This is a genomic window from Arthrobacter sp. FW306-04-A, assembly GCF_044358315.1.
Taxonomy (GTDB): domain Bacteria; phylum Actinomycetota; class Actinomycetes; order Actinomycetales; family Micrococcaceae; genus Arthrobacter.
Genome location: NZ_CP084559.1, coordinates 1,718,382 through 1,736,966, shown reverse-complemented (window position 1 = coordinate 1,736,966; position 18,585 = coordinate 1,718,382). Strand labels below are relative to the sequence as shown.

Sequence of the window (18,585 nt, the reverse complement as noted above, 5' to 3'; positions counted from 1 at the left end):
ACGTGCTATACAACTCTAACGCCTTGGCCGCCACGAAGCCGTCGGAACGGCTGCAGCCCCGGTTGGTCAATGACCATCCGGGGCTGTAGCGGTTGCCTTTTGGCTCAGGCGGCGTCTGCGCTAATTACCGCTAGTGTGCGGAGATCTGGCGCAGGACGTACTGCAGGATTCCGCCGTTGCGGTAGTAGTCGGCTTCGCCCGGGGTATCGATGCGCAGCACGGCATCGAACGACTTGGTGCTGCCGTCCTCTGCCGTTGCCGTGACCTTGAGCGTCCTCGGCGTCGTGCCGTTGTTCAGCTCGGTGACGCCCTCGACGGAGAACATTTCCGTGCCGACCAGGCCCAGGGACGCCGCGGATTCACCGGCAGGGTACTGCAGCGGGAGGACGCCCATGCCGATGAGGTTGGAGCGGTGGATACGCTCGTAGCTTTCGGCGATGACAGCCTTCACGCCCAGCAGCGCGGTACCCTTGGCAGCCCAGTCGCGGGACGAACCGGAGCCGTATTCCTTGCCAGCCAGGACAACCAGCGGCGTGCCGGCGGCCTGGTAGTTCTGGGCGGCGTCGTAGACGTAGGCCTGCGGGCCGTCCGCCTGGGTGAAGTCGCGGGTGAAGCCACCTTCGACGCCTTCAAGCAGCTGGTTCTTGATGCGGATGTTCGCGAAGGTACCGCGGATCATGACCTCGTGGTTGCCACGGCGCGAGCCGTAGGAGTTGAAGTCCTTGCGTTCCACACCGTTGGCCAGAAGGTACTGGCCTGCAGGGGTGTCCGATTTGAAGGAACCGGCCGGGGAGATGTGGTCGGTGGTGACGGAGTCGCCGAGCTTCAGCAGCACGCGGGCGCCGGCGATGTCCGTTACCGGATCCGGCTGCGCCTTCATGCCTTCGAAGTACGGGGGCTTCCGGACGTACGTGGACTTGGCGTCCCAGGCGAAGGTGTCGCCTGCCGGGGTGTTGAGCGCCTTCCAGCGGTCGTCGCCGTCAAAGACGCCCTCGTAGCCACGGGCGAACATTTCCTTGTCGATCGAGGAATCGATGACCTTCTGGACCTCGACGGGGTTCGGCCAGATGTCCTTCAAGAAGACATCGTTGCCGTCCTGGTCCTGACCCAGCGGATCCGCGTCGAAGTCGAAGTCCATGGTTCCGGCCAGGGCGTAGGCGATGACCAGCGGCGGGGAGGCCAGGTAGTTCATCTTGACGTCCGGGTTGATGCGGCCTTCGAAGTTGCGGTTGCCGGAGAGGACGGCGGTGACGGAAAGATCGTTGGCCTGGATGGCCTCGGAGATTTCGGCGTCGAGGGGCCCGGAGTTCCCGATGCAGGTGGCGCAGCCATAGCCGACGATGTAGAAGCCGAGCTTCTCCAAGTAGGGGGTCAGGCCGGACTTCTCGTAGTAGTCCGTGACAACCTTGGAGCCGGGAGCGACCGAAGTCTTGACCCACGGCTTGGAGGCGAGGCCCTTGTCCACGGCGTTGCGGGCAAGCAGCGCGGCAGCCAGCATCACGGAGGGGTTGGACGTGTTGGTGCAGGACGTGATCGAAGCAATCGAGACGGCACCGTGGTCCAGTTCGAACTCGCGGCCATCAGCTGTTGTGACGCTGACCTTGTTCGACGGACGACCATTGGACTTCGGGCCGTGTGCGTGCGGCGCTACGTCGGCCAAGTGGGTCGCAGTAGCTGTGAACGACGGCGAGTCCGAGGCCGGGAAGCTCTCGTCAATCGCTTCGTCCAGGCTTCCGTCGGCCAGGTCTTCCTTCACGTAGTTGCGCAGGTCCTGGCGGAACTGGGCCTTGGACTCCGTGAGGATGATGCGGTCCTGGGGACGCTTCGGGCCCGAGATGGAGGGAACAACCGTGGACAGGTCGAGCTCGAGATACTCGGAGAACTTGATCTCGTGCGAGGGATCGTGCCAGAGGCCCTGTTCCTTCGCGTAGGCCTCGACCAGGGCGACGTTCTGATCGGAGCGGCCGGTGAGGCGCAGGTACTCGAGCGTGACGTCGTCGATCGGGAACATCGCTGCCGTGGAGCCGAACTCCGGGCTCATGTTACCGATGGTGGCGCGGTTGGCCAGCGGCACAGCCGCAACGCCTTCGCCGTAGAACTCCACGAACTTGCCGACCACGCCGTGGTTGCGCAGCTGCTCAGTGATGGTCAGGACGACGTCGGTGGCGGTGGCACCCGCGGGAATGGAGCCGGTGAGCTTGAAGCCGACGACGCGCGGGATCAGCATGGAGACGGGCTGGCCGAGCATCGCAGCCTCGGCTTCGATGCCGCCCACACCCCAGCCCAGCACGCCCAGGCCGTTGACCATGGTGGTGTGGGAGTCGGTGCCGACGCAGGTGTCCGGGTAGGCACGGAGGACGCCGTCAACTTCGCGGGTCATGACGGTGCGTGCCAGGTATTCGATGTTGACCTGGTGGACGATGCCGGTTCCCGGGGGAACAACCTTGAAGTCGTCAAAAGCAGTCTGGCCCCAGCGCAGAAACTGGTAACGCTCGCCGTTGCGCTGGTATTCGATCTCCATGTTGCGCTCAAGGGCGCCGGAGTTGCCGAAGGCGTCGATCTGGACGGAGTGGTCAATGACCATCTCGGCCGGAGCCAGCGGATTGACGCGCTTGGGGTCGCCGCCGAGGTCCTTGACGGCTTCACGCATGGTGGCCAAGTCGACGACACAGGGAACACCGGTGAAGTCCTGCATAATGACTCGAGCCGGGGTGAACTGGATCTCGGTGTCTGGCTGGGCATCCGGGTCCCAACCGGCCAGGGCGCGGACGTGGTCGGCCGTTATGTTGGCGCCATCTTCCGTCCGCAGGAGGTTTTCAAGCAATACTTTAAGGCTGAACGGAAGGCTGTCAGCGCCTTCAACGGAGTTCAACCGGAAAATTTCATAATCGGTGCCGGCTACATTCAGTACGCCTTTGGAACCGAAGCTGTCCACAGTGCTCATGGCAGGACTCCTCTCGCAACAGCTTTCATCTTTGTCGCGCGGTTGACCGCTAGCTAGTTAGGCAAGCCTAATCTGAGCGACTGCCGTTGGTCGGTGGAGAAGTGAAGCGCGACTTGGAACTTCTCCACCATCGTAGTGGCGCCTACGCCGCGGGCACCAGCAACGCAACGGTCTCCAGGTGGTGCGTGTGCGGATACAGGTCAAAGGCCCGGAGTGCTTCAAGCCGCCAGCCTCCGTTCCGGAAGTACCCCAGATCACGCGCGAAAGAGGCCGGATCACACGACACATAGGCGATTGCCCGCGGTCCGGACTCGATGAGCTGGCTGACCACGGCTTTGCCCGCACCGGCCCGTGGCGGGTCGATCACCAGGGAATCGAAATTGCGGGGGCGTTGCCGCAGGACCCGTTCCACGCGGCCCTGGACTATCTCCACATGGGGTTCGCCATGCAGGTTCTTCCGGGCATCCCGGCTTGTGCCGGGCGATCCTTCGACTGATAGCACAGAACCGGTGATCCCCACCGAGTCCGCCAGGGGCGCCGTAAACAATCCGGCTCCCGCGTAAAGATCGGCCACGGCCGATCCCGGAAGGAGGTAGCCGCCGTCGCGCAGGAATCCCGTCACCGCCCCCACCAGAGTGTCCGGAGCGTCTTTGTGGATCTGCCAGAAGCCCTCCCCTGTGACCCGGTATTCATGACCGGCCGCCGACTCCTGGACCCAGGTCCTGCCGCGCAACTGCAACACTTCGCCGCGGGCCGGGTCGAAGCTCGCCACGGAAACATCGTGCGGGAGCTGTCCCAGGATCCGGTTGAGCCGCCGGGCGTCGGTACCCTCCTCCGGGGCGAGGAGGACCAGCGGACGTGATCCGTTGGCAGGTGCCGCAACTTCCACCCGTGAAATACCGTGCAAATCGATGTCCCACAGCCGCAAGTCATTGATGCCCGGAAGCGCGAGCGGCATCTCGCGAACCGGAATGACGACGTCGGAGCGGTGGGCGTGCATTCCCAGGCGACCGCCCGGGGTGACGGCAAAACTGGCCCGCGTTCGCCAGCCGAGGCCTGTGCCGCCGTCGGACGCTGCACCGCCGTCGGAAGCTGGATCATGTGCGGCGGCGGGCTCCACCTCGACGTTCAACTCGACGCCGGCGAGCCGCTTCAGCTGCTCGCCGAGGACTTCGGACTTGAGCACGCGCTGACGTTCCAGTGTCACGTGCCCGAGTTCGGCACCGCCCACGGGCGGTCCGCCCTTCCGCCAGGCGGCAAGGGAGTCGGCAAGTGCCCAGAAATGGCGCGTCCGGTCGTCCGACGCCTCCAGGACGTCGACGACGTCGGCGCGCCAGAAACGGGAAGACTCGGCGTAGTCGGTCAGCCGGACCCGGACCTTCTCCCCCGGGATGCCGTGCCGGACGAAGATGACCCTGCCTTCGTGCCGAGCGACAAAGTGGCCGCCGTGGGCGATGGCGCCGACGTCCACCACAAGTTCCTTGGCAGCTCCGTCCTGGGCGGTGGGCGTGCTGGATTCCGTATTGCTGGGGTGGGTCATTAGGTATCCTGCAGTGCCTTTGCTTCCTCGGACGACTTCAATTGCCATGGAACGCTTGCCACCATCACGCCGGGTTCAAAGTGAAGCCGGGCCTTGATGCGCAGTGCGGTCTGGTTGTGCACAAGCTGTTCCCACCATTTGCCGACGACATACTCCGGGATGTACACGACGATCAGGTCGCGCGGGGAATCCCGGCGCATGTTCTTGACGTAATCCAGGATGGGCGTGACGGTTTCCCGGTATGGGCTCGCCAACACCGTCAACGGTACCGGGATGTCCAGCTTGTCCCAGGCCTCCACGGTGTGGGTTGTCTCGCCATGGTCGATGTCGACAATGATGGCGTCCAACCTGGACGGCCGCGATGCCCTTGCGTAGGCGAGTGCCCGCAGCACCGGTTTGCGGACATGGGACACCAGCAGCACGGCGTGGACCCTGGTGGGTAGCGCGCGTGGAGAGGAGTCCTCGTCAACGGCCAGTTCCTTGGCCACGTTGTCATAGTGGGCCCGGATGCTCCACATGATGAGGAACAGCACGAACATAGCCAGGAGTGCGATCCAGGCTCCTTGTTCGAACTTGGTGATGAGCACGATGGTCAGCACCAAGGCCGTCATGCAGAAGCCGAGCATGTTGATGGTGCGGGACTTCAATATTCTGAGCCGGACAGCTTTGTCCCGGGCAAGTTTGAGTTCCCTGCCCCAGTGCCGCACCATGCCCAGCTGGCTCATCGTGAAGGAAATAAAGACACCCACGATGTAGAGCTGGATCAGCTTGGTGACGTCGGCATTGAAGGAAATGATGAGGACAAGGGCCCCGGCCGCAAGTGCGAGGACGCCGTTGCTGAAGGCCAGGCGATCTCCGCGTGTGCGCAGCTGGCGGGGCAAGTATCCATCCTGGGCGAGGATGGAGCCGAGGACGGGGAATCCGTTGAAAGCCGTGTTGGAAGCGAAGACGAGGATGACGCCCGTGGCCGCGACGACGATATAGAACGGGATGGATCCCGAGCCGAAAATAGTTTCCGCAATCTGGCTGATGGCCGGGTTCTGGATGTAGTCGTCCGCCAGCGGTTGGCCGTTGAGGAGGAATTCCTTGGCCGGGTCCAGCACGATGTGGACCTTGGTGGCGTTGGCAAGGTAGATGATGCCCGCGAGCATGGCCGAGGCGATGACCCCCAGCAAGAGAAGGGTCGTGGCAGCGTTCTTGCTCTTGGGCTTCTTGAAGTTCGGCACACCGTTGCTGATGGCCTCCACGCCGGTCAGGGCGGCTGCACCGGAGGAGAAGGCCCGAAGGAGCAGGAACGCCCCGGCCAAGCCGACCAGTCCTTGGTCGAATCCTTCTTGCGGGACGATCGTAAAAGCGGCCGACGGCGCTTCGCCCAGTTGGCCTGTGACCGCCTGGAAGATGCCTACGGCCGTCATGCCCAGGATAGAGAACATGAAGATGTAGGTGGGAACCGCAAAGACACTGCCGGCCTCCTTGATGCCGCGAAGGTTCACCAGGGCCAAGATCACGACGCCGACAGTGGCGATGAGTGCCTGCTGCCCATGCAAGGAGGGGATCGCGGTGGTCAGGTACGCGGCCGCGGAGGACATCGATACGGCGACCGTGAGGACGTAGTCCACCAACAAAGCGGCCGCGACGGTCAGGCCCGCGAACTTCCCAAGGTTGACGTTGGCGATTTCGTAGTCGCCACCGCCGGAAGGATAAGCGTGGACGTTTTGCCGGTACGAGGCAACAACCGTGAGCAAGACCACCATGACGGCGAGTCCAACCAGCGGCGAAATGGCGACGGCGCTCACGCCCGCGAGGGCCAGCGTCAGCAGGATTTCGTCGGGGGCATACGCCACAGAGGACAGGGCGTCCGAGGCGAAAATCGGCAGCGCAATGCGCTTGGGAAGCAGGGTGTGGGCCAGACGATCGTTCCGGAACGGCCGCCCCACCAACACCCGCTTCGCGGCGTTGAGAATTGTCAGCACTCCGCAAAGCTACTCTGAATCTAACGCGATGTCATGACGGCGGACTGGCTTCCGAGACTTGCCCCGGTAGAGTCTTACCGAGCGGCATGCATAAGAGTGAAGGAGAAACCGTGGCTCACTTTGTGATCATGGGTTGCGGACGAGTGGGCGCAACGTTGGCGCACACCTTGGAAGACGCCGGCCATTCAGTGGCAATCATCGACCAGGACGACCGTGCTTTCCGTCGCCTGCGCAGCGGATTCACCGGCCGGAAAGTCACCGGCGTCGGCTTTGACCGGGACACGCTGAAGCAGGCAGGTTGCGAAGAAGCGTACGCCTTTGCCGCCGTCTCCAGCGGAGACAATTCCAACATCCTCGCCACCCGGGTAGCCCGTGAAACTTTCCATGTTTCACACGTGGTTGCCCGCATCTACGATCCCGGCCGCGCCGAAATCTACCAGCGCCTGGGCATCCCCACCGTTGCCGCGGTGCGCTGGAGCGCGGACCAGGTCCTGCGCCGCATCCTGCCCGAACAACACCTGGCTGGCGATTACCGCGAGCCTTCCGGCCGACTGGTCTTGTCTGAGGTTGACCTGAACGAAGGGTGGATCGGGCACCCGCTGACTGCGATCGAAGCAGCTTCCGGGATCCGCATCGCTTTCCTCACCCGTTTCGGAGAGGGCGTCCTGCCCCAGGCCGGAACGGCGTACCAGGAAGGTGACACTGTGCACGCCATGTTGAACCTGGACCGCAGCGCCGAGGTGGCCCGCGTCCTCGCCGGCGCACCCGCCAAGGAGTCTGAGTGAAAGTCGTTATTGTCGGCGCGGGCAGCGTCGGTTCATCGATCGCGCGCGAATTGCTCGCCCACAACCACGAGATCATGCTGATCGACCTCAAGCCTGAGGTCATCGGGCGCAGCGGCCTCCGTGGGGCGCGTTGGCTGGTGGGCGATGCTTGCGAATTGAGCACGCTTCAGGAAGCAAAACTGGAAGGGGCCGACGTCGTCGTGTCCGCGACCGGTGACGACAAGGTCAACCTTGTGGTGTCCTTGCTGGCCAAGACCGAGTTCGGTGTGGGCCGCACGGTGGGACGCGTGAACAACCCCAAGAACGACTGGATGTTCAACGATTCCTGGGGGGTCGACGTCGCGGTCAACACTCCGCAGCTCATGACGGCGCTCGTGGAAGAAGCCGTGGAAATCGGTGACCTTGTCCGCCTGCTGACCTTGCAGACGGGTGTGTCCTCGCTCGTGGAGTTCACGGTCCCCCACGATTCGCACATCATGGGCAGCACAGTGGGCGGCATTGAATGGCCTGAAGACGCCACCCTTGTGGCGATCCTCCGCGATCACGCGCCCATCACGCCCAGCCGTGATGACGTGATCGACGGCGGCGACGAGCTGTTCTTCGTCACGACCATTGCGGCAGAGGACGGGCTCAGGGCCCTGTTGTCCCCGTCGGCGGCCGACCACGGATCAGTTGAGGTCGAGGACGAGTTTTCGGATCAGTCCGACGACGACGGCTTCGACGGCTGAGGATCCTTGTTTGGCTTCTGGCTTGGCGTCGGCCGGGTCAGGAGCCAGGCAATCCAGAGGCCAAGTATGTACAGCGGGGCGCCCATGATCAGCCTCATGGTAGCGAGCGCGGCCAGTCCGGGCTCGCCCATGAAGTACAGGGGAACCTGGACCACAAGCCGTAGCGCCAGGACAGCGATGACCACCCAGGTGCCGATGGTGTAGGCCCGCAAGCGCTCCGGGTTCTTCCGCCAATCGAAGCCTTCGTTGCGGACAAAACCGAAGAGCAGGCCGGCAATGGGCCACTTGAGCACAATGGACAGCACCATTCCCACGATGTAGGCGATGTTCGTGTAGAAGCCCAGGACGTAGAAGTCCTCGGCTTTGCCCGTGGTGTTGGCGAGCCAAGCGGAAATTGCGACACCGGCGATCCCGGCAAGCGCCTGGGTCAGCGGACGCCGCTGGACAAGCCGGACCACGGTAAAGACAGCCGCCGCCGCGAGGGATGCAATAAGGGACGCTGGAAGGTCGCGGGTGGCCATGAAGGCGATCAGGAATACGAGGCCCGGCACAATGCTCTCGGCTATCCCTTGAATACCCCCGGCCGACTTGAGGATATCCACGTGCCCGTGGCTGTTCCGTTGAAGCCCGGCCTTTTCTGCGTAGCCGGCGGCGATGTCCGCAATACTTGGCCCTTGCGTTTCCTGACGGGACCCCTCTGCCTGACCTGGCTTTTCCTGCGCTGGTTTTTCGTGGGGGCCGGGTCCGTTGGCGACGGTCATTGGTGCTCCTGCCGGGAGAGGATTTCATAGCGCGGATTAAACATGGTGGGCAGCCCGTCCCGAAGCGTGACCATTCCTTCGAGGCGAAGGACAGACCCGGGTTCGATGCCGGGGACCTTACGGCGGCCCAGCCAGATGACGCGCAAGCGGGCCAATGGACCGGTCTCTCCCCTGTGCGCGATCCGGTCGACGACGATTGCCGAGAAGTGTGCTTGCTCGTTGGCGGGTTGGTAGGTCACCGACTCGATAAAACCCGTGCAGTTGACTCTGCCACGCAAAGGGAGCTCAGTCAGCGGCAAGGATGCCCGGCTGCCATTCGCGGCAGCGGCGCGGGGCGCTTTGTCAGCCAATCTGGGTGATCTCCGGGCCGCGTTCGGGTTGCTGAAGTTCCGGTGTTTCCTGGGGAGCGCCGTGGTGTCCGGGGGCTGCAGCGTCCTTGGGGAGCCTCAACTGGAGCAGTTCACGTGGCGGCATGGGGTTGTCTCCGCGAATGACCACGACCTTACGGAAAAGATTCTCCAGGCCCTCGGCAGCGTCCCTGTCCAAGGCGGCGTGGCCCCCGATGACCCCGCGGAGGAACCAGCGGGGCCCATCCACGCCCATGAACCTGGCCGCTCTGAAACCACGCCCGCCGTCGGCGGATTCCGTGGGAAGCTTGGCGATGAGTTCGGTGCCGAAGGTGCCGCGGATCTCCTCGACTTCGCCGCCTTGGCTGGACACCGACTGGCCGATCTGTTCGCGGATCTCGTCCCAAAGTCCCTCGGAACGGGGGGCAGCAAAAGCTTGGAGCTGAAGGCTCGAGCCGTCCAGGTCCATGGTCACGGCCACTACCCGCTGGGTCGCTTCTTCCACCTCGAGACGCAGTTGAAGGCCCTCAGACGGCTCGATGAGCAATGCGCCAAGGTCCACGTAACCCTCTTGGCTATCAATTTCGCTGGCATCGAATGGCCCCTTGGACAGCCGGAAGTCGCCCTTGGCGATTCCACTTGCTACCGTTCCGGCATCTTGCCGCGACGTCGGGGCCTTGGCCTGCTCGGTATTCTTGTCTTCCGGCTGCTCGGCCCTGGACTTCTTTCCGCGCCCAAAAAGCATCGGGTTGTCTCCTTAGTAGTGGTCTATCCCCCAGTAAACCGCAGACTGCCCGTCAACTCGCGGGCAGCATGGCAATCAGCTCCGGATGGCGTCGATTGCCGAGGGTTGTTGCTAGCTCACGGCCGGCGCGAAGCCTCCGGTGGATCCAAAACCGCCGGTGCCGCGTGCGGTCTCGGACAATTCCTCCACCGCCACGAACTGCGCGTATTCGACGCGCTGGATTACCATTTGGGCAATTCTATCGCCGCGCTTGAGTTCGATTGCCTGGTTTTGGTCCGTATTCAAAAGCGTCACGGAAATTTCACCTCGGTAGCCGGCATCGACCGTGCCCGGGGCGTTGACCACGGTGAGTCCGTGCTTGGTGGCCAGCCCCGATCTCGGGTGAATCAATGCGACGAAGCCGTTTGGCAGCGCGATTGAGACCCCTGTAGGAACGAGCTTCCGCTCCCCCGGGGCGAGGAATACGTCCGTGCGGGCCCGCAAATCGGCACCGGCGTCCCCAGGGTGGGCGTACGACGGCGCTTCCAGGCCGTCGTCGAGCATTTTCAGTTGGATCTGAAGGGTCGGCGCGCCATATTCGGCGGAAATGTCTGCGGGGCTGGCTACTGCTGTCTCATGGCTCACAGTCAGATATTCTATCGTCCGCGGGATGCTGCCGCGGTTGTTGGCGCAAGCGGGTGCGGCGCTGATTGCTGGGCGTCAATTCCCGGGGTCGCCGTCCCGATAAACTGGTTGCATGCCTGAATCGACTGCATCCGTACCCACGCCGAACCACTCCTCAAGTGGAACGGGCGTCCTGTATGCGGAAAAGCTCTGGCCATCCCCCTGGATCTGGATTGTCGTGGTCGGCTTGTCTGCCGCCGGCATCCTGATGTTTGCGCCGATCAGCATCACCGCCGGCATCATCGCCGCGCTGGTTCTCTTCGCGATCATGACCACCATGCTGCTGTTGTCCACCCCGGCCATCGTGGTGGACCGGGACACCGTCCAGGTGGGCCGCGCCAGTATCCAGCGCGAATTCGTCGGCGCAGTCACGGCATTCCGTAAGGACGAAGCCACGGCAGAGCGTGGAATCCGGCTTAATGGCCTGGCGTTCATGTGCCTCCGTGGCTGGATCGACCCCGTGGTGCGCATTGAAATCACCGATCCTGCGGACCGTACCCCGTACTGGCTGACTTCCACCCGCCGCCCTGAAGAACTACTGGCGGCCCTGTCCAGGTAGGCTGGTCCGTTCCCTCAGGTCAGCTCTCGCACTCCTTGCAGTAAAGATGCCCGTCTTTCTCCCGTGCAATCTGGGAGCGGTGCTTGACCAGGAAGCAGTTGAAACAGGTGAATTCGTCCGCCTGCGGAGGCAGCACACGGACCAGCAGCTCTTCGCCGGACAAGTCCGCCCCGGGGAGCTCGTAGGCGTCGGCCAAGTCAGTCTCGTCGATGTCAACCGCCGATGACTGCTTCTCGGTGCGATGCGACTTGAGTTCCTCGATCGAGTCCTCGGTATCTTCTTCTGTCTTCCGAGGGGCATCGTAGTCCGTTGCCATGGTCCCTTCTTCGTTCTCCCTTGTGCTTCACGTAGGGCTCGCGGTCCAGTCAACCGGAACCTGCTCCGGTCTAAGGATGTAACGCAGGAGGCCGCATTTTTGTGCCCGATATCGGGCAGATTGTCCTCCCAGCCGCACCAAATGTCCATAGCCCCGCGGGGACGGTTGCGCGGGGAAATTCCCGGAAAATCGCGGAATATCGCGGCGCGCCCTTTGTCCTAGTAGGAAAAGGCTGCACCGGGTGGCAGAGTTTCGAATGTCAGATAGGCCATGGTGGAGGATTTTATGCGGGATCTACGGCTGGTTGGCGTCCACGACGACGGCGGACATCTCCTGTTGAGCGGTACCGGCGGCGAAATGTTCCAGCTTCCGATTGACGAGGCGTTGCGTGTTGCTGCGAGCCGGACACCTGCCCAGGTGGCCGCCCGCGCTTCGATCACGCCCGTCGCCATGTCCCCGCGTGACATTCAGTCGCGTATCCGTAGCGGTGCGACGGCCGCGGAAGTAGCGGAGCTGTCAGGATTGCCGCTCGCCAACGTGCAGCGCTATGAGGGCCCTGTGCTGGCCGAGCGGGAATACATCGCGCAGCAGGCCCGCAAAGTGGAAGTCGCTGCCCCGGCACCCGGCCACGATACGTACCGCGCAGCGTTCGGCGACGACCCTGCAAGCCTTGGCGAGATGGTTGCGCACCGACTCATGGCCTACGGCATCGACTCCTCAGCGGTGGAGTGGGACTCCTGGCGCCGCAGCGATGGGGCGTGGACCGTCGTCGCGCGCTTCGAAACCAAGCCAGGCAGCTTGGAAAGCATCGGCGAAGAGCCACCGGCGATGTGGACCTTCAATCCCGCCCGGAAATCCCTCCAGAACGCCAACCGCTGGGCCCAGCAGCTCAGCGAACTGGAGCCGCTTGATGGCCCCGTACCGGCACGACGGCTCGCCGCCGTTTCCGACCGGCCTTTTGATTTTGAGACCGACGGCGGCGCCGCGGCCCGTGCGGCCGCCGCGGCCACCAAGGAAGCCGATGGACTCCTGGACATGCTGCGCTCTCGCCGCGGCCAACGGCTGGGCCTCGACGAAGACAGCGACGACGCGTTGGCCCTGCTTCTGAGCAGCGGTGTTCCAGCCGCCCATCCCCGGCCGGGCGACGTCGAAGACGGGCTTTCGGACAAAAAGTCAACCGACGCGGACGAACCGACGGAAGCCGACCCCGCCGCGACCCGTCGTGACGCACGTGCCTCCATGCTGTCGCGGCTGAGCCTGGCTCCGCAGCATGACGACAAGGAAGACGATTCCCTCCGGCTGCACGACGGCGTCAGCACGGATACCCGTGAAATCACAGTGATCCCCGGCCCCCTGCGCCCAGTGACCGTTCTGCGCGGCAGGACTGACAGCGATTCGCAGGCCCCCCAGGAGGAGGCTCGATCCCAGGAATCAACATCACCGCGGGCAGGCCTGGACGAATTGCTCGGCGGAGCTCCCCGGCGGGAACGCGACGAGCCGAAGCCCACCCGTGCCGGACTGAAGGATTCCTGGTACAAGGCCGCACCATCCACCTCGTCGGAGAGCGTGGATTCGGCCTCTGACAACCCGCCCCACGGGGACGAATCTTCCGACGCGGCCCCTGCCGAACGTCAGCCGTCACGGCCCAAGCGCTCCAGCATCCCCAGCTGGGATGAAATCGTTTTCGGAACGCGCGGAGACTAGCCGTTCAAATTCGCGCCGCTTTCGGTTTGCGGAGAGCCTCAGTTCGCGCCGTGCCAAAGGCAAGCGTCGACGTCGAACGGCAGCAATTGGTCCCGGCTCGCCATGAGATTAGCCCCGTGGGCAGTTACCCGTCGCATGTAGTGCCGACGACAGAGAGTCTCGTACCCGACCGCCGGTGACAACGCATCGGCTGGTTCGTTGACCGCGTCTCCACTGCCGTCGCCGGCGGGCCCATCCATCGCGACGTCGCCGACTACCACTTGCTCGCCTTCGACCACCATGATGCCGTCCATGGTCCGCGCATTGTGTGTTGCGCGGCGGCCGCACCAACAGAGCGCTTCGACCTGCAGGACCTGGATCCTGTCCGCGAGTTCTACGAAGCGCTGCGACCCAGGAAAGAGCCTGGTACGGAAGTCCGAGGTGATCCCGAAGGCGAACACGTCGACGTCCATCTCATCAACCACGCGCGCCAGCTGTTCCACTTGGCCCGGCGAGTAGAACTGGGCCTCGTCACAGATGAGGTAGTCCACCCGGAGGCCGGTCGTCCGGCGTCGGACCACTTCGTCCCAGAAATCGGTGGTGTCAAGAACCTCAACTGCGTCTGTCTGGAGACCGAGCCGGCTGGAGATGACCGAGCCTCCCGCGCGGTCGTTGCAGCTGAAGCGGACTCCGCCGCGGCCACGGGCACGATGGTTGTGGTCCATCTGAAGAGCAAGTGTGGACTTGCCGCAGTCCATGGTTCCGGAAAAGAAGATGAGCTCAGCCACGGCGGCCTTTGGGACCTCCGGACTGGAAGCAGAGCAGCGGAACTTCGCGCTCGGCCTTGGTCAGCGAACCATGCTGCCCGACGACTTCCATGGCGGTAGGGCGGACCCGGCGAACATCGTAGAGCGCCAATGTGTCCCGGGCGGCGATCATGACGTCTCCGATCCGCGGGGAAACCTCCGGGCGGAGCCCGCCGAAGAGACCTGCCGCAACGCCCTGCTCCCGGGTGAAGGCCCAGATCCGGTCGCCGAAGCGGGCACGCCAGGCATCCAACAAGGCCTCGCGATCCCGTTCTCCCGAATCGGGTTCCAGGTACAGGTGGACCATGCGCGGCTCCCCTGCCGTGTGCCGTACCCCGGCAATAAGGGCCGGATCGGCGGAGTAGTCGATGCGCTGTGACTCCGGAACGTCAAGCATCCCGTGGTCCCCGGTGACCAGGATTGTGGTCCCTGCGGGAAGTGAGGAGGATAGTCTCTTGACCGTTGAATCTACCTCTTCGAGCTGGTGTTCCCAGCGATCGGACTGGCAGCCGTAGCGGTGGCCGGCTTTGTCGAGCTCGTTGACGTAGAAGTACATGAGCGAACTGGTTCCTGCGGCCATCGCTTCCCCCGCCGCTGCTGTCCGGGCATGGAGCGAGGTGCCGCCCACGAACCGGCTTCCCCGGAGGGCCGCGCGGGTCATCGGCGACGCGCCGAACTGGGGCAGGCTCACTGTGACGACGTCGGCGTCAGCAGCCACGCGTTCGAAAATTGTCGGGAACGGCTGCCAGCGCAGGGGATCGACTCCGGCGTCCCAATTGCCGAGCAGGTTGACCACCTTATCCTGGGCGGGATCCAGGACGTCGTAGCCCACCATGCCGTGTTCGCCGGGCGTACGGCCCGTGCCCAGACTTGCCAAAGACGATGCCGTGGTGGAAGGGAAGGCTGAATCGAGCCAGACGGGAACGGCTCCCTGACCCGAATTCGCAACGGACCTCAGGAACGGCGTGTGGGCGGCTTTCTGCTTGAGCAGGTTGCGGCCCAGGCCATCGGCAAGCACCACGCACACGCGTTGTGATGCAGGCAATTGCAGCTTGTTCTCAAAGCCGGGCAGGCCCATGCTCGCGGCGGCGCTGGTGAAGACCTCAGCGATCGACTTGCTGCCATACAACGGCGCGCCGGGAAGCCCGGGGACGGTGCTGGCGGTGGGGGCGGTTTCCCGGGCGAGGTGTTCCGAGGTCACCATCAGCGCTGGTGTCCGCGGCTCAACCGGTTTCCGAAGACGCCCGAGCGGAGACGCGGTGCGGGGATGGAACCCGAATGTACTGCAGGCCCGGGACCCCCTGTGTTCACGGCCCGCAGCGCGCGGGCAAAGATCTTCGCATCCTGCACGGCCCTGGGGCCGTCTGCCTCCGAGCTGATCCGAAGGACGATGTCCTCCTGGGAAATAGTGCCTGTATACCCATGATCGGCTTCGCATTGCGGGTCCCCGCAACTGGCCGGTCCCACATCCAGGCGTTGGCCACCAGACCAGGCAATGGACAGGGTCAGCTCCCTGACGGGGTCGCTCGGAGTGTAGTTCTGCGGCTGTGCGTACATGTAGCTGAGCACCACCGAGCGTATTTGTGCCACCGGCACGGACTCGGTGGAAATCTGGGCGACAATCTGCTCGCCGGCCTCGTCAAGCTGCTGGTCGTCAACGTGGGTGATCACCAGCATGTCCTCGGTGAGGACCAAGACGGTGATGTGGCGCCGGACCTCGGCACGGTCGAAATGCGTTTCCAAGTGCACCAGGTGCGCAAGGCAGTCTCGCCCGTCCAAAGCGTCGGCCACAACATCGGCAACGAGGACAGGGTAGAACCCGGCCCGCTGAAGAGCCTGGTCCAGGCTCTGCCCCTGCGAGCTGTGGTTGTGTGCTGCTTGGTGCCCGGTGGTAGCCGGACCGGACGGAGGCGTCGGGGACTTCGAGCTCATTCCTCCATTTTCACAGATACGCTGGGGACTTCATAACCACCCGGCTCCCTGCCCGGTCAGCTGAGCATCGCTCGACGGGCGCTGTCCGTACGCCGTGCGGCGTTCCCGATCCATACCTCGGCGGCAAGGATCTTCGCGCCCCGCGGTCCGGCCAGGACGGGATTGAATTCCACGAGGGCAATCTCGGGGTGTTCATCTTTAAGGCGGACCAGCCGTGCGCCGAGGTCCTCAAGGGCCGCCACGTCGACAGCCGGCAGTCCCTGGTAGCCAAACAGTTTCAGCGAAGCCCGGGGCGCCCTGATGAAGTCGTGAAGATCGGCTGCGGACAAGGGAGGCACCCGATGGGCCCAATCGTCCAGCAGGTTTACGGCGTCGCCTGCCAAACCGAAGGACACCACCGGGCCCAGGAGCGGATCCTCGATGGCGCGGAAGGTGCAGGCCTGCCCCACAGGTGCCATGGCCTGTACCTCGATGGCCGGTGACCCATAGGGTTCAAGGACCCGCCGCATCTGCTCGATGTTGCGTCGTAGCGAGTCCGCGTCCTCGATGTCCAGCCGCACGCCGCCTAAGTCCAGGCGGTGCCGGAGCGCAGGATCCGTGGTCTTGAGCACGACGGGCCAACCAAGCCGTTCGGCTGCGGCCACCGCTTCGTCGTCGCTCTCGAATACAGCTGACGGCACAACCTGGATGCCGTACCGGGATAGCAGTGCGGCGCCTTCGGCGTCGTCGAGCCGGACCAGTTGCTCCCCCGGAACGGACAACAGGAGCCGCTCGATGTGTTCCCGCGTTCCCTCCCGGTCGCAACCCCCAGGCTCCACGAACATGCCCTGGTCCCGGTCCAGCCACTTCGCGTAACGGACTACGGCCGCCAAGGCTGCCACTGCACTGCCGGCGCTGGAGTAGCAGGGAAGGGACGGCCCGGATCCTCCGCTTGAGGTAAGCAATCCATCCAGCTGCACGGAACTGTCGAGGATTCCCGTGAATGCCGCCACCACGGGCTTACCCGCCTCTGCCGCGCATTCGGAGAGGACTCCGGCGATCGCCTCCCTCGTGAGGCTGCGGGACGGAACCATCGCTGCGACAACCGCGTGCACGGCGTCGTCTGCAAGATTCTGCCGGAGGCTGCGCCGCAGTCCTTCCAAGGCCACCGACATCCCCGCATCCAGGTCGACGTCGGTTACGATCCTGCCGACGACCAGTCCCTGGGGCGCCGCGTTGTCCGCCACCACCTTCCCAAAGGCCGCGGAATTGCTGTAGACCGCGAGCGCCGGACCCTTGGGCAGGGGCTGGCTGGAAACGATCTGCGCCACGTCCATGAGCTGCTCGATGGTTTCGACTGCGATGACCCCGGCCTGGCGCATCATGGCGTCCAGTGCCGAGGCCGGCGCCAGAGTCGTCCTGACTACGTGTCCTGGCGGAAGGCGCAGCCCGGTGACATCGGATTTGGCAACGATGACGGGCTTGCTGCGCGACAGGCGGCGGGCCAGTCGGGAGAACTTGCGTGGGTTGCCGATCGACTCCAAGTAGAGCCCGACGGCGGCGGTATCCGGGTCGTCTTCCCAGAACTGCATGACGTCGTTGCCGGAGACATCGGCACGGTTGCCGGCGGACAAGAACGAGGAAAGGCCCAGGCCCCGGCGGCTCGCTGCGGCGTAGACGGAAACACCGATGGCGGCAGATTGCGAAAACAGTCCCAGTCCCCCACGCCGGGGCAGGCTCGGGGCCATCGACGCATTGAGGGAGACCTCCGGATTCGTGTTCACGATCCCCAACGACTCGGGGCCGATCACGCGCATCCCGTAGGACCTCGCCCTGCGCACGAGGTCCCGTTGCTTCCGCAGTCCATGCTCGCCGTCGTCGGCATAGCCCGCAGTGGCGACCACCAGCCCTTTGACGCCGGCCGCCCCGCACTCCTCCACAACTTTCGGCACTTCCTCGTACGGCACTGCGACGATGGCGAGCTGCACCGGCCCGGGGACGTCGGCGATCCGGGCGAAGGACTTCATGCCGGCCAACTCGAATGCTTCAGGGTTGACCGCATAGACCGCGCCACTGAAGCCTCCCTCCAGGATGTGCTCAAGCAACTGGTGCCCTACGGTCCCCCACCGGCGGCTTGCGCCCACCACAGCGATCGACGACGGCGCCAGCAAGTCCCGTACGCTGCGGGCCTCGGCACGGTGTTCCCGCGACTCCATGACAGCCAGGGATTTTGCGGTGGGGTCGATGTTGAACTCGACACTGACGACTCCGTCGTCGAATTTGCGCGCGAGCTCGTAGCCCGCGTCGGCGAAGACCCGGAGCATTTTGCGGTTCTCCGGCAGGACCTCCGCGGTGAAGCGGCGGATGCCGTTTTCGCGGGCAGCCGCCGCCAAGTGTTCAAGCAGGATCGAACCGATCCCGCGGCCCTGCTGGACATCGGAGATATTGAACGCAACTTCGGCTTCGGTGGGGTCGTCGAGCCGGTCATAGCGGCCGACGCCGACGATTTCTCCGCCGATGGTGATGACGAACGCCACCCGGTCTTTATGGTCCACTTCGGTGAAGCGGCGCAGTTCCTTGCTGGAGAGCCTCGATTTGAACGAGAAGAACCGCATGTAGATGGACGTCTCGGACTGCGCCGTGTGGAAAGCCTGGAGGGCGTCCGCATCCTCGGGTGAGATGGGTCTCAAATGCGCCGTTCCGCCGTCACGAAGCACGACATCGGCCTCCCAATATTCCGGATATACGCCGGCGCCGGGCTGATCCACCATAGGCTTAGCCTAGCTAAGTCTTCCGCAGTAAACGTTTAAGGATCCACCGACTC

At 64.1% G+C, this 18,585-nt stretch carries 16 protein-coding genes; 4 read left to right on the top strand and 12 right to left on the bottom strand.

Translation table 11 applies throughout. From position 1 onward, the window contains the following. Window positions 1–130 precede the first annotated feature (130 nt). The 3 genes from LFT43_RS07905 to LFT43_RS07895 form a co-directional block, all read right to left on the bottom strand. Window positions 131–2,944, bottom strand: a complete 2,814-nt coding sequence (locus LFT43_RS07905; RefSeq protein WP_395802034.1) for an aconitate hydratase — start codon at window positions 2,942–2,944, stop codon at window positions 131–133. A 142-nt stretch (window positions 2,945–3,086) separates the two neighbouring features. Then, complete coding sequence (locus LFT43_RS07900; protein ID WP_395802032.1) at window positions 3,087–4,484, bottom strand: class I SAM-dependent RNA methyltransferase; 1,398 nt, start codon at window positions 4,482–4,484, stop codon at window positions 3,087–3,089. After that, window positions 4,484–6,457, bottom strand: a complete 1,974-nt coding sequence (locus LFT43_RS07895; protein ID WP_395802030.1) for an APC family permease — start codon at window positions 6,455–6,457, stop codon at window positions 4,484–4,486. The genes LFT43_RS07900 and LFT43_RS07895 overlap by 1 nt, the downstream gene beginning before the upstream one ends. Before the next feature lie 110 nt (window positions 6,458–6,567). Here LFT43_RS07895 and LFT43_RS07890 point away from each other — a divergent pair, with 110 nt between their 5' ends. Together LFT43_RS07890 and LFT43_RS07885 are read left to right on the top strand one after the other, a co-directional pair. Next, window positions 6,568–7,242 (top strand): potassium channel family protein, encoded by a 675-nt coding sequence (locus LFT43_RS07890; RefSeq protein ID WP_395802028.1) that lies wholly within the window; start codon window positions 6,568–6,570, stop codon window positions 7,240–7,242. Continuing rightward, a complete protein-coding gene (locus LFT43_RS07885) occupies window positions 7,239–7,970 on the top strand; it encodes a potassium channel family protein (RefSeq protein ID WP_395802026.1) in 732 nt (243 codons plus the stop codon). The genes LFT43_RS07890 and LFT43_RS07885 overlap by 4 nt, the downstream gene beginning before the upstream one ends. On the opposite strand, the gene LFT43_RS07880 is transcribed toward LFT43_RS07885, so the two are convergent. From LFT43_RS07880 to dut, 4 genes are all read right to left on the bottom strand, one after another. Then, on the bottom strand, window positions 7,940–8,731 hold the full coding sequence (locus LFT43_RS07880) for a DUF3159 domain-containing protein (protein WP_395802024.1): 792 nt from the start codon (window positions 8,729–8,731) through the stop codon (window positions 7,940–7,942). The genes LFT43_RS07885 and LFT43_RS07880 overlap by 31 nt on opposite strands. Next, window positions 8,728–8,970, bottom strand: coding sequence for a hypothetical protein (locus LFT43_RS07875; RefSeq protein ID WP_395802021.1), 243 nt, complete (start codon window positions 8,968–8,970; stop codon window positions 8,728–8,730). Before LFT43_RS07875 ends, LFT43_RS07880 begins: the two co-directional genes overlap by 4 nt. A 103-nt stretch (window positions 8,971–9,073) precedes the next feature. Continuing rightward, window positions 9,074–9,823 carry a DUF3710 domain-containing protein gene (locus tag LFT43_RS07870; RefSeq protein WP_395802019.1) on the bottom strand — a complete coding sequence of 250 codons (750 nt, stop codon included), beginning with the start codon at window positions 9,821–9,823 and terminating at the stop codon, window positions 9,074–9,076. Between the two features lie 111 nt (window positions 9,824–9,934). Further along, window positions 9,935–10,447 (bottom strand): dUTP diphosphatase, encoded by a 513-nt coding sequence (dut, locus tag LFT43_RS07865; RefSeq protein WP_395802017.1) that lies wholly within the window; start codon window positions 10,445–10,447, stop codon window positions 9,935–9,937. A gap of 112 nt (window positions 10,448–10,559) precedes the next feature. On the opposite strand from dut, the gene LFT43_RS07860 reads away from it, so the two are divergent. Next, window positions 10,560–11,045: a DUF3093 domain-containing protein gene (locus LFT43_RS07860; protein ID WP_395802015.1), complete on the top strand. Its 486-nt coding sequence runs from the start codon at window positions 10,560–10,562 to the stop codon at window positions 11,043–11,045. A 19-nt stretch (window positions 11,046–11,064) separates the two neighbouring features. Here LFT43_RS07860 and LFT43_RS07855 read toward each other — a convergent pair whose 3' ends face one another. After that, the gene (locus tag LFT43_RS07855; RefSeq protein WP_268022785.1) at window positions 11,065–11,361 is read right to left on the bottom strand and encodes a DUF4193 domain-containing protein; all 297 of its coding nucleotides are present in this window, start codon (window positions 11,359–11,361) and stop codon (window positions 11,065–11,067) included. Between the two features lie 285 nt (window positions 11,362–11,646). Here LFT43_RS07855 and sepH point away from each other — a divergent pair, with 285 nt between their 5' ends. After that, the gene (gene sepH, locus LFT43_RS07850) at window positions 11,647–13,065 is read left to right on the top strand and encodes a septation protein SepH (protein ID WP_395802961.1); all 1,419 of its coding nucleotides are present in this window, start codon (window positions 11,647–11,649) and stop codon (window positions 13,063–13,065) included. Window positions 13,066–13,103: 38 nt separating this feature from the next. Here sepH and LFT43_RS07845 read toward each other — a convergent pair whose 3' ends face one another. From LFT43_RS07845 to LFT43_RS07830, 4 genes are read right to left on the bottom strand one after another with little or no spacing between them, the layout of a single operon-like run. Beyond that, window positions 13,104–13,832: a thymidine kinase gene (locus LFT43_RS07845; RefSeq protein ID WP_395802013.1), complete on the bottom strand. Its 729-nt coding sequence runs from the start codon at window positions 13,830–13,832 to the stop codon at window positions 13,104–13,106. Then, the gene (locus tag LFT43_RS07840) at window positions 13,825–15,054 is read right to left on the bottom strand and encodes an alkaline phosphatase family protein (protein ID WP_395802011.1); all 1,230 of its coding nucleotides are present in this window, start codon (window positions 15,052–15,054) and stop codon (window positions 13,825–13,827) included. The genes LFT43_RS07845 and LFT43_RS07840 overlap by 8 nt, the downstream gene beginning before the upstream one ends. Beyond that, the gene (locus LFT43_RS07835; RefSeq protein WP_395802009.1) at window positions 15,054–15,782 is read right to left on the bottom strand and encodes a DUF5998 family protein; all 729 of its coding nucleotides are present in this window, start codon (window positions 15,780–15,782) and stop codon (window positions 15,054–15,056) included. The genes LFT43_RS07840 and LFT43_RS07835 overlap by 1 nt, the downstream gene beginning before the upstream one ends. 56 nt (window positions 15,783–15,838) lie before the next feature. After that, on the bottom strand, window positions 15,839–18,532 hold the full coding sequence (locus LFT43_RS07830) for a GNAT family N-acetyltransferase (RefSeq protein ID WP_395802007.1): 2,694 nt from the start codon (window positions 18,530–18,532) through the stop codon (window positions 15,839–15,841). Window positions 18,533–18,585: the final 53 nt, after the last annotated feature.

What these genes read in the sequence shown, in the direction of transcription:
- LFT43_RS07905 (WP_395802034.1), bottom strand. Translation starts at nt 2,944, where the DNA reads ATGAGCACTGTGGACAGCTTCGGTTCCAAAGGCGTACTGAATGTAGCC.
- LFT43_RS07900 (WP_395802032.1), bottom strand. Translation starts at nt 4,484, where the DNA reads ATGACCCACCCCAGCAATACGGAATCCAGCACGCCCACCGCCCAGGAC.
- LFT43_RS07880 (WP_395802024.1), bottom strand. Translation starts at nt 8,731, where the DNA reads ATGACCGTCGCCAACGGACCCGGCCCCCACGAAAAACCAGCGCAGGAA.
- LFT43_RS07870 (WP_395802019.1), bottom strand. Translation starts at nt 9,823, where the DNA reads ATGCTTTTTGGGCGCGGAAAGAAGTCCAGGGCCGAGCAGCCGGAAGAC.
- LFT43_RS07860 (WP_395802015.1), top strand. Translation starts at nt 10,560, where the DNA reads ATGCCTGAATCGACTGCATCCGTACCCACGCCGAACCACTCCTCAAGT.
- LFT43_RS07855 (WP_268022785.1), bottom strand. Translation starts at nt 11,361, where the DNA reads ATGGCAACGGACTACGATGCCCCTCGGAAGACAGAAGAAGATACCGAG.
- sepH (WP_395802961.1), top strand. Translation starts at nt 11,647, where the DNA reads ATGCGGGATCTACGGCTGGTTGGCGTCCACGACGACGGCGGACATCTC.
- LFT43_RS07840 (WP_395802011.1), bottom strand. Translation starts at nt 15,054, where the DNA reads ATGGTGACCTCGGAACACCTCGCCCGGGAAACCGCCCCCACCGCCAGC.
- LFT43_RS07835 (WP_395802009.1), bottom strand. Translation starts at nt 15,782, where the DNA reads ATGAGCTCGAAGTCCCCGACGCCTCCGTCCGGTCCGGCTACCACCGGG.
- LFT43_RS07830 (WP_395802007.1), bottom strand. Translation starts at nt 18,532, where the DNA reads ATGGTGGATCAGCCCGGCGCCGGCGTATATCCGGAATATTGGGAGGCC.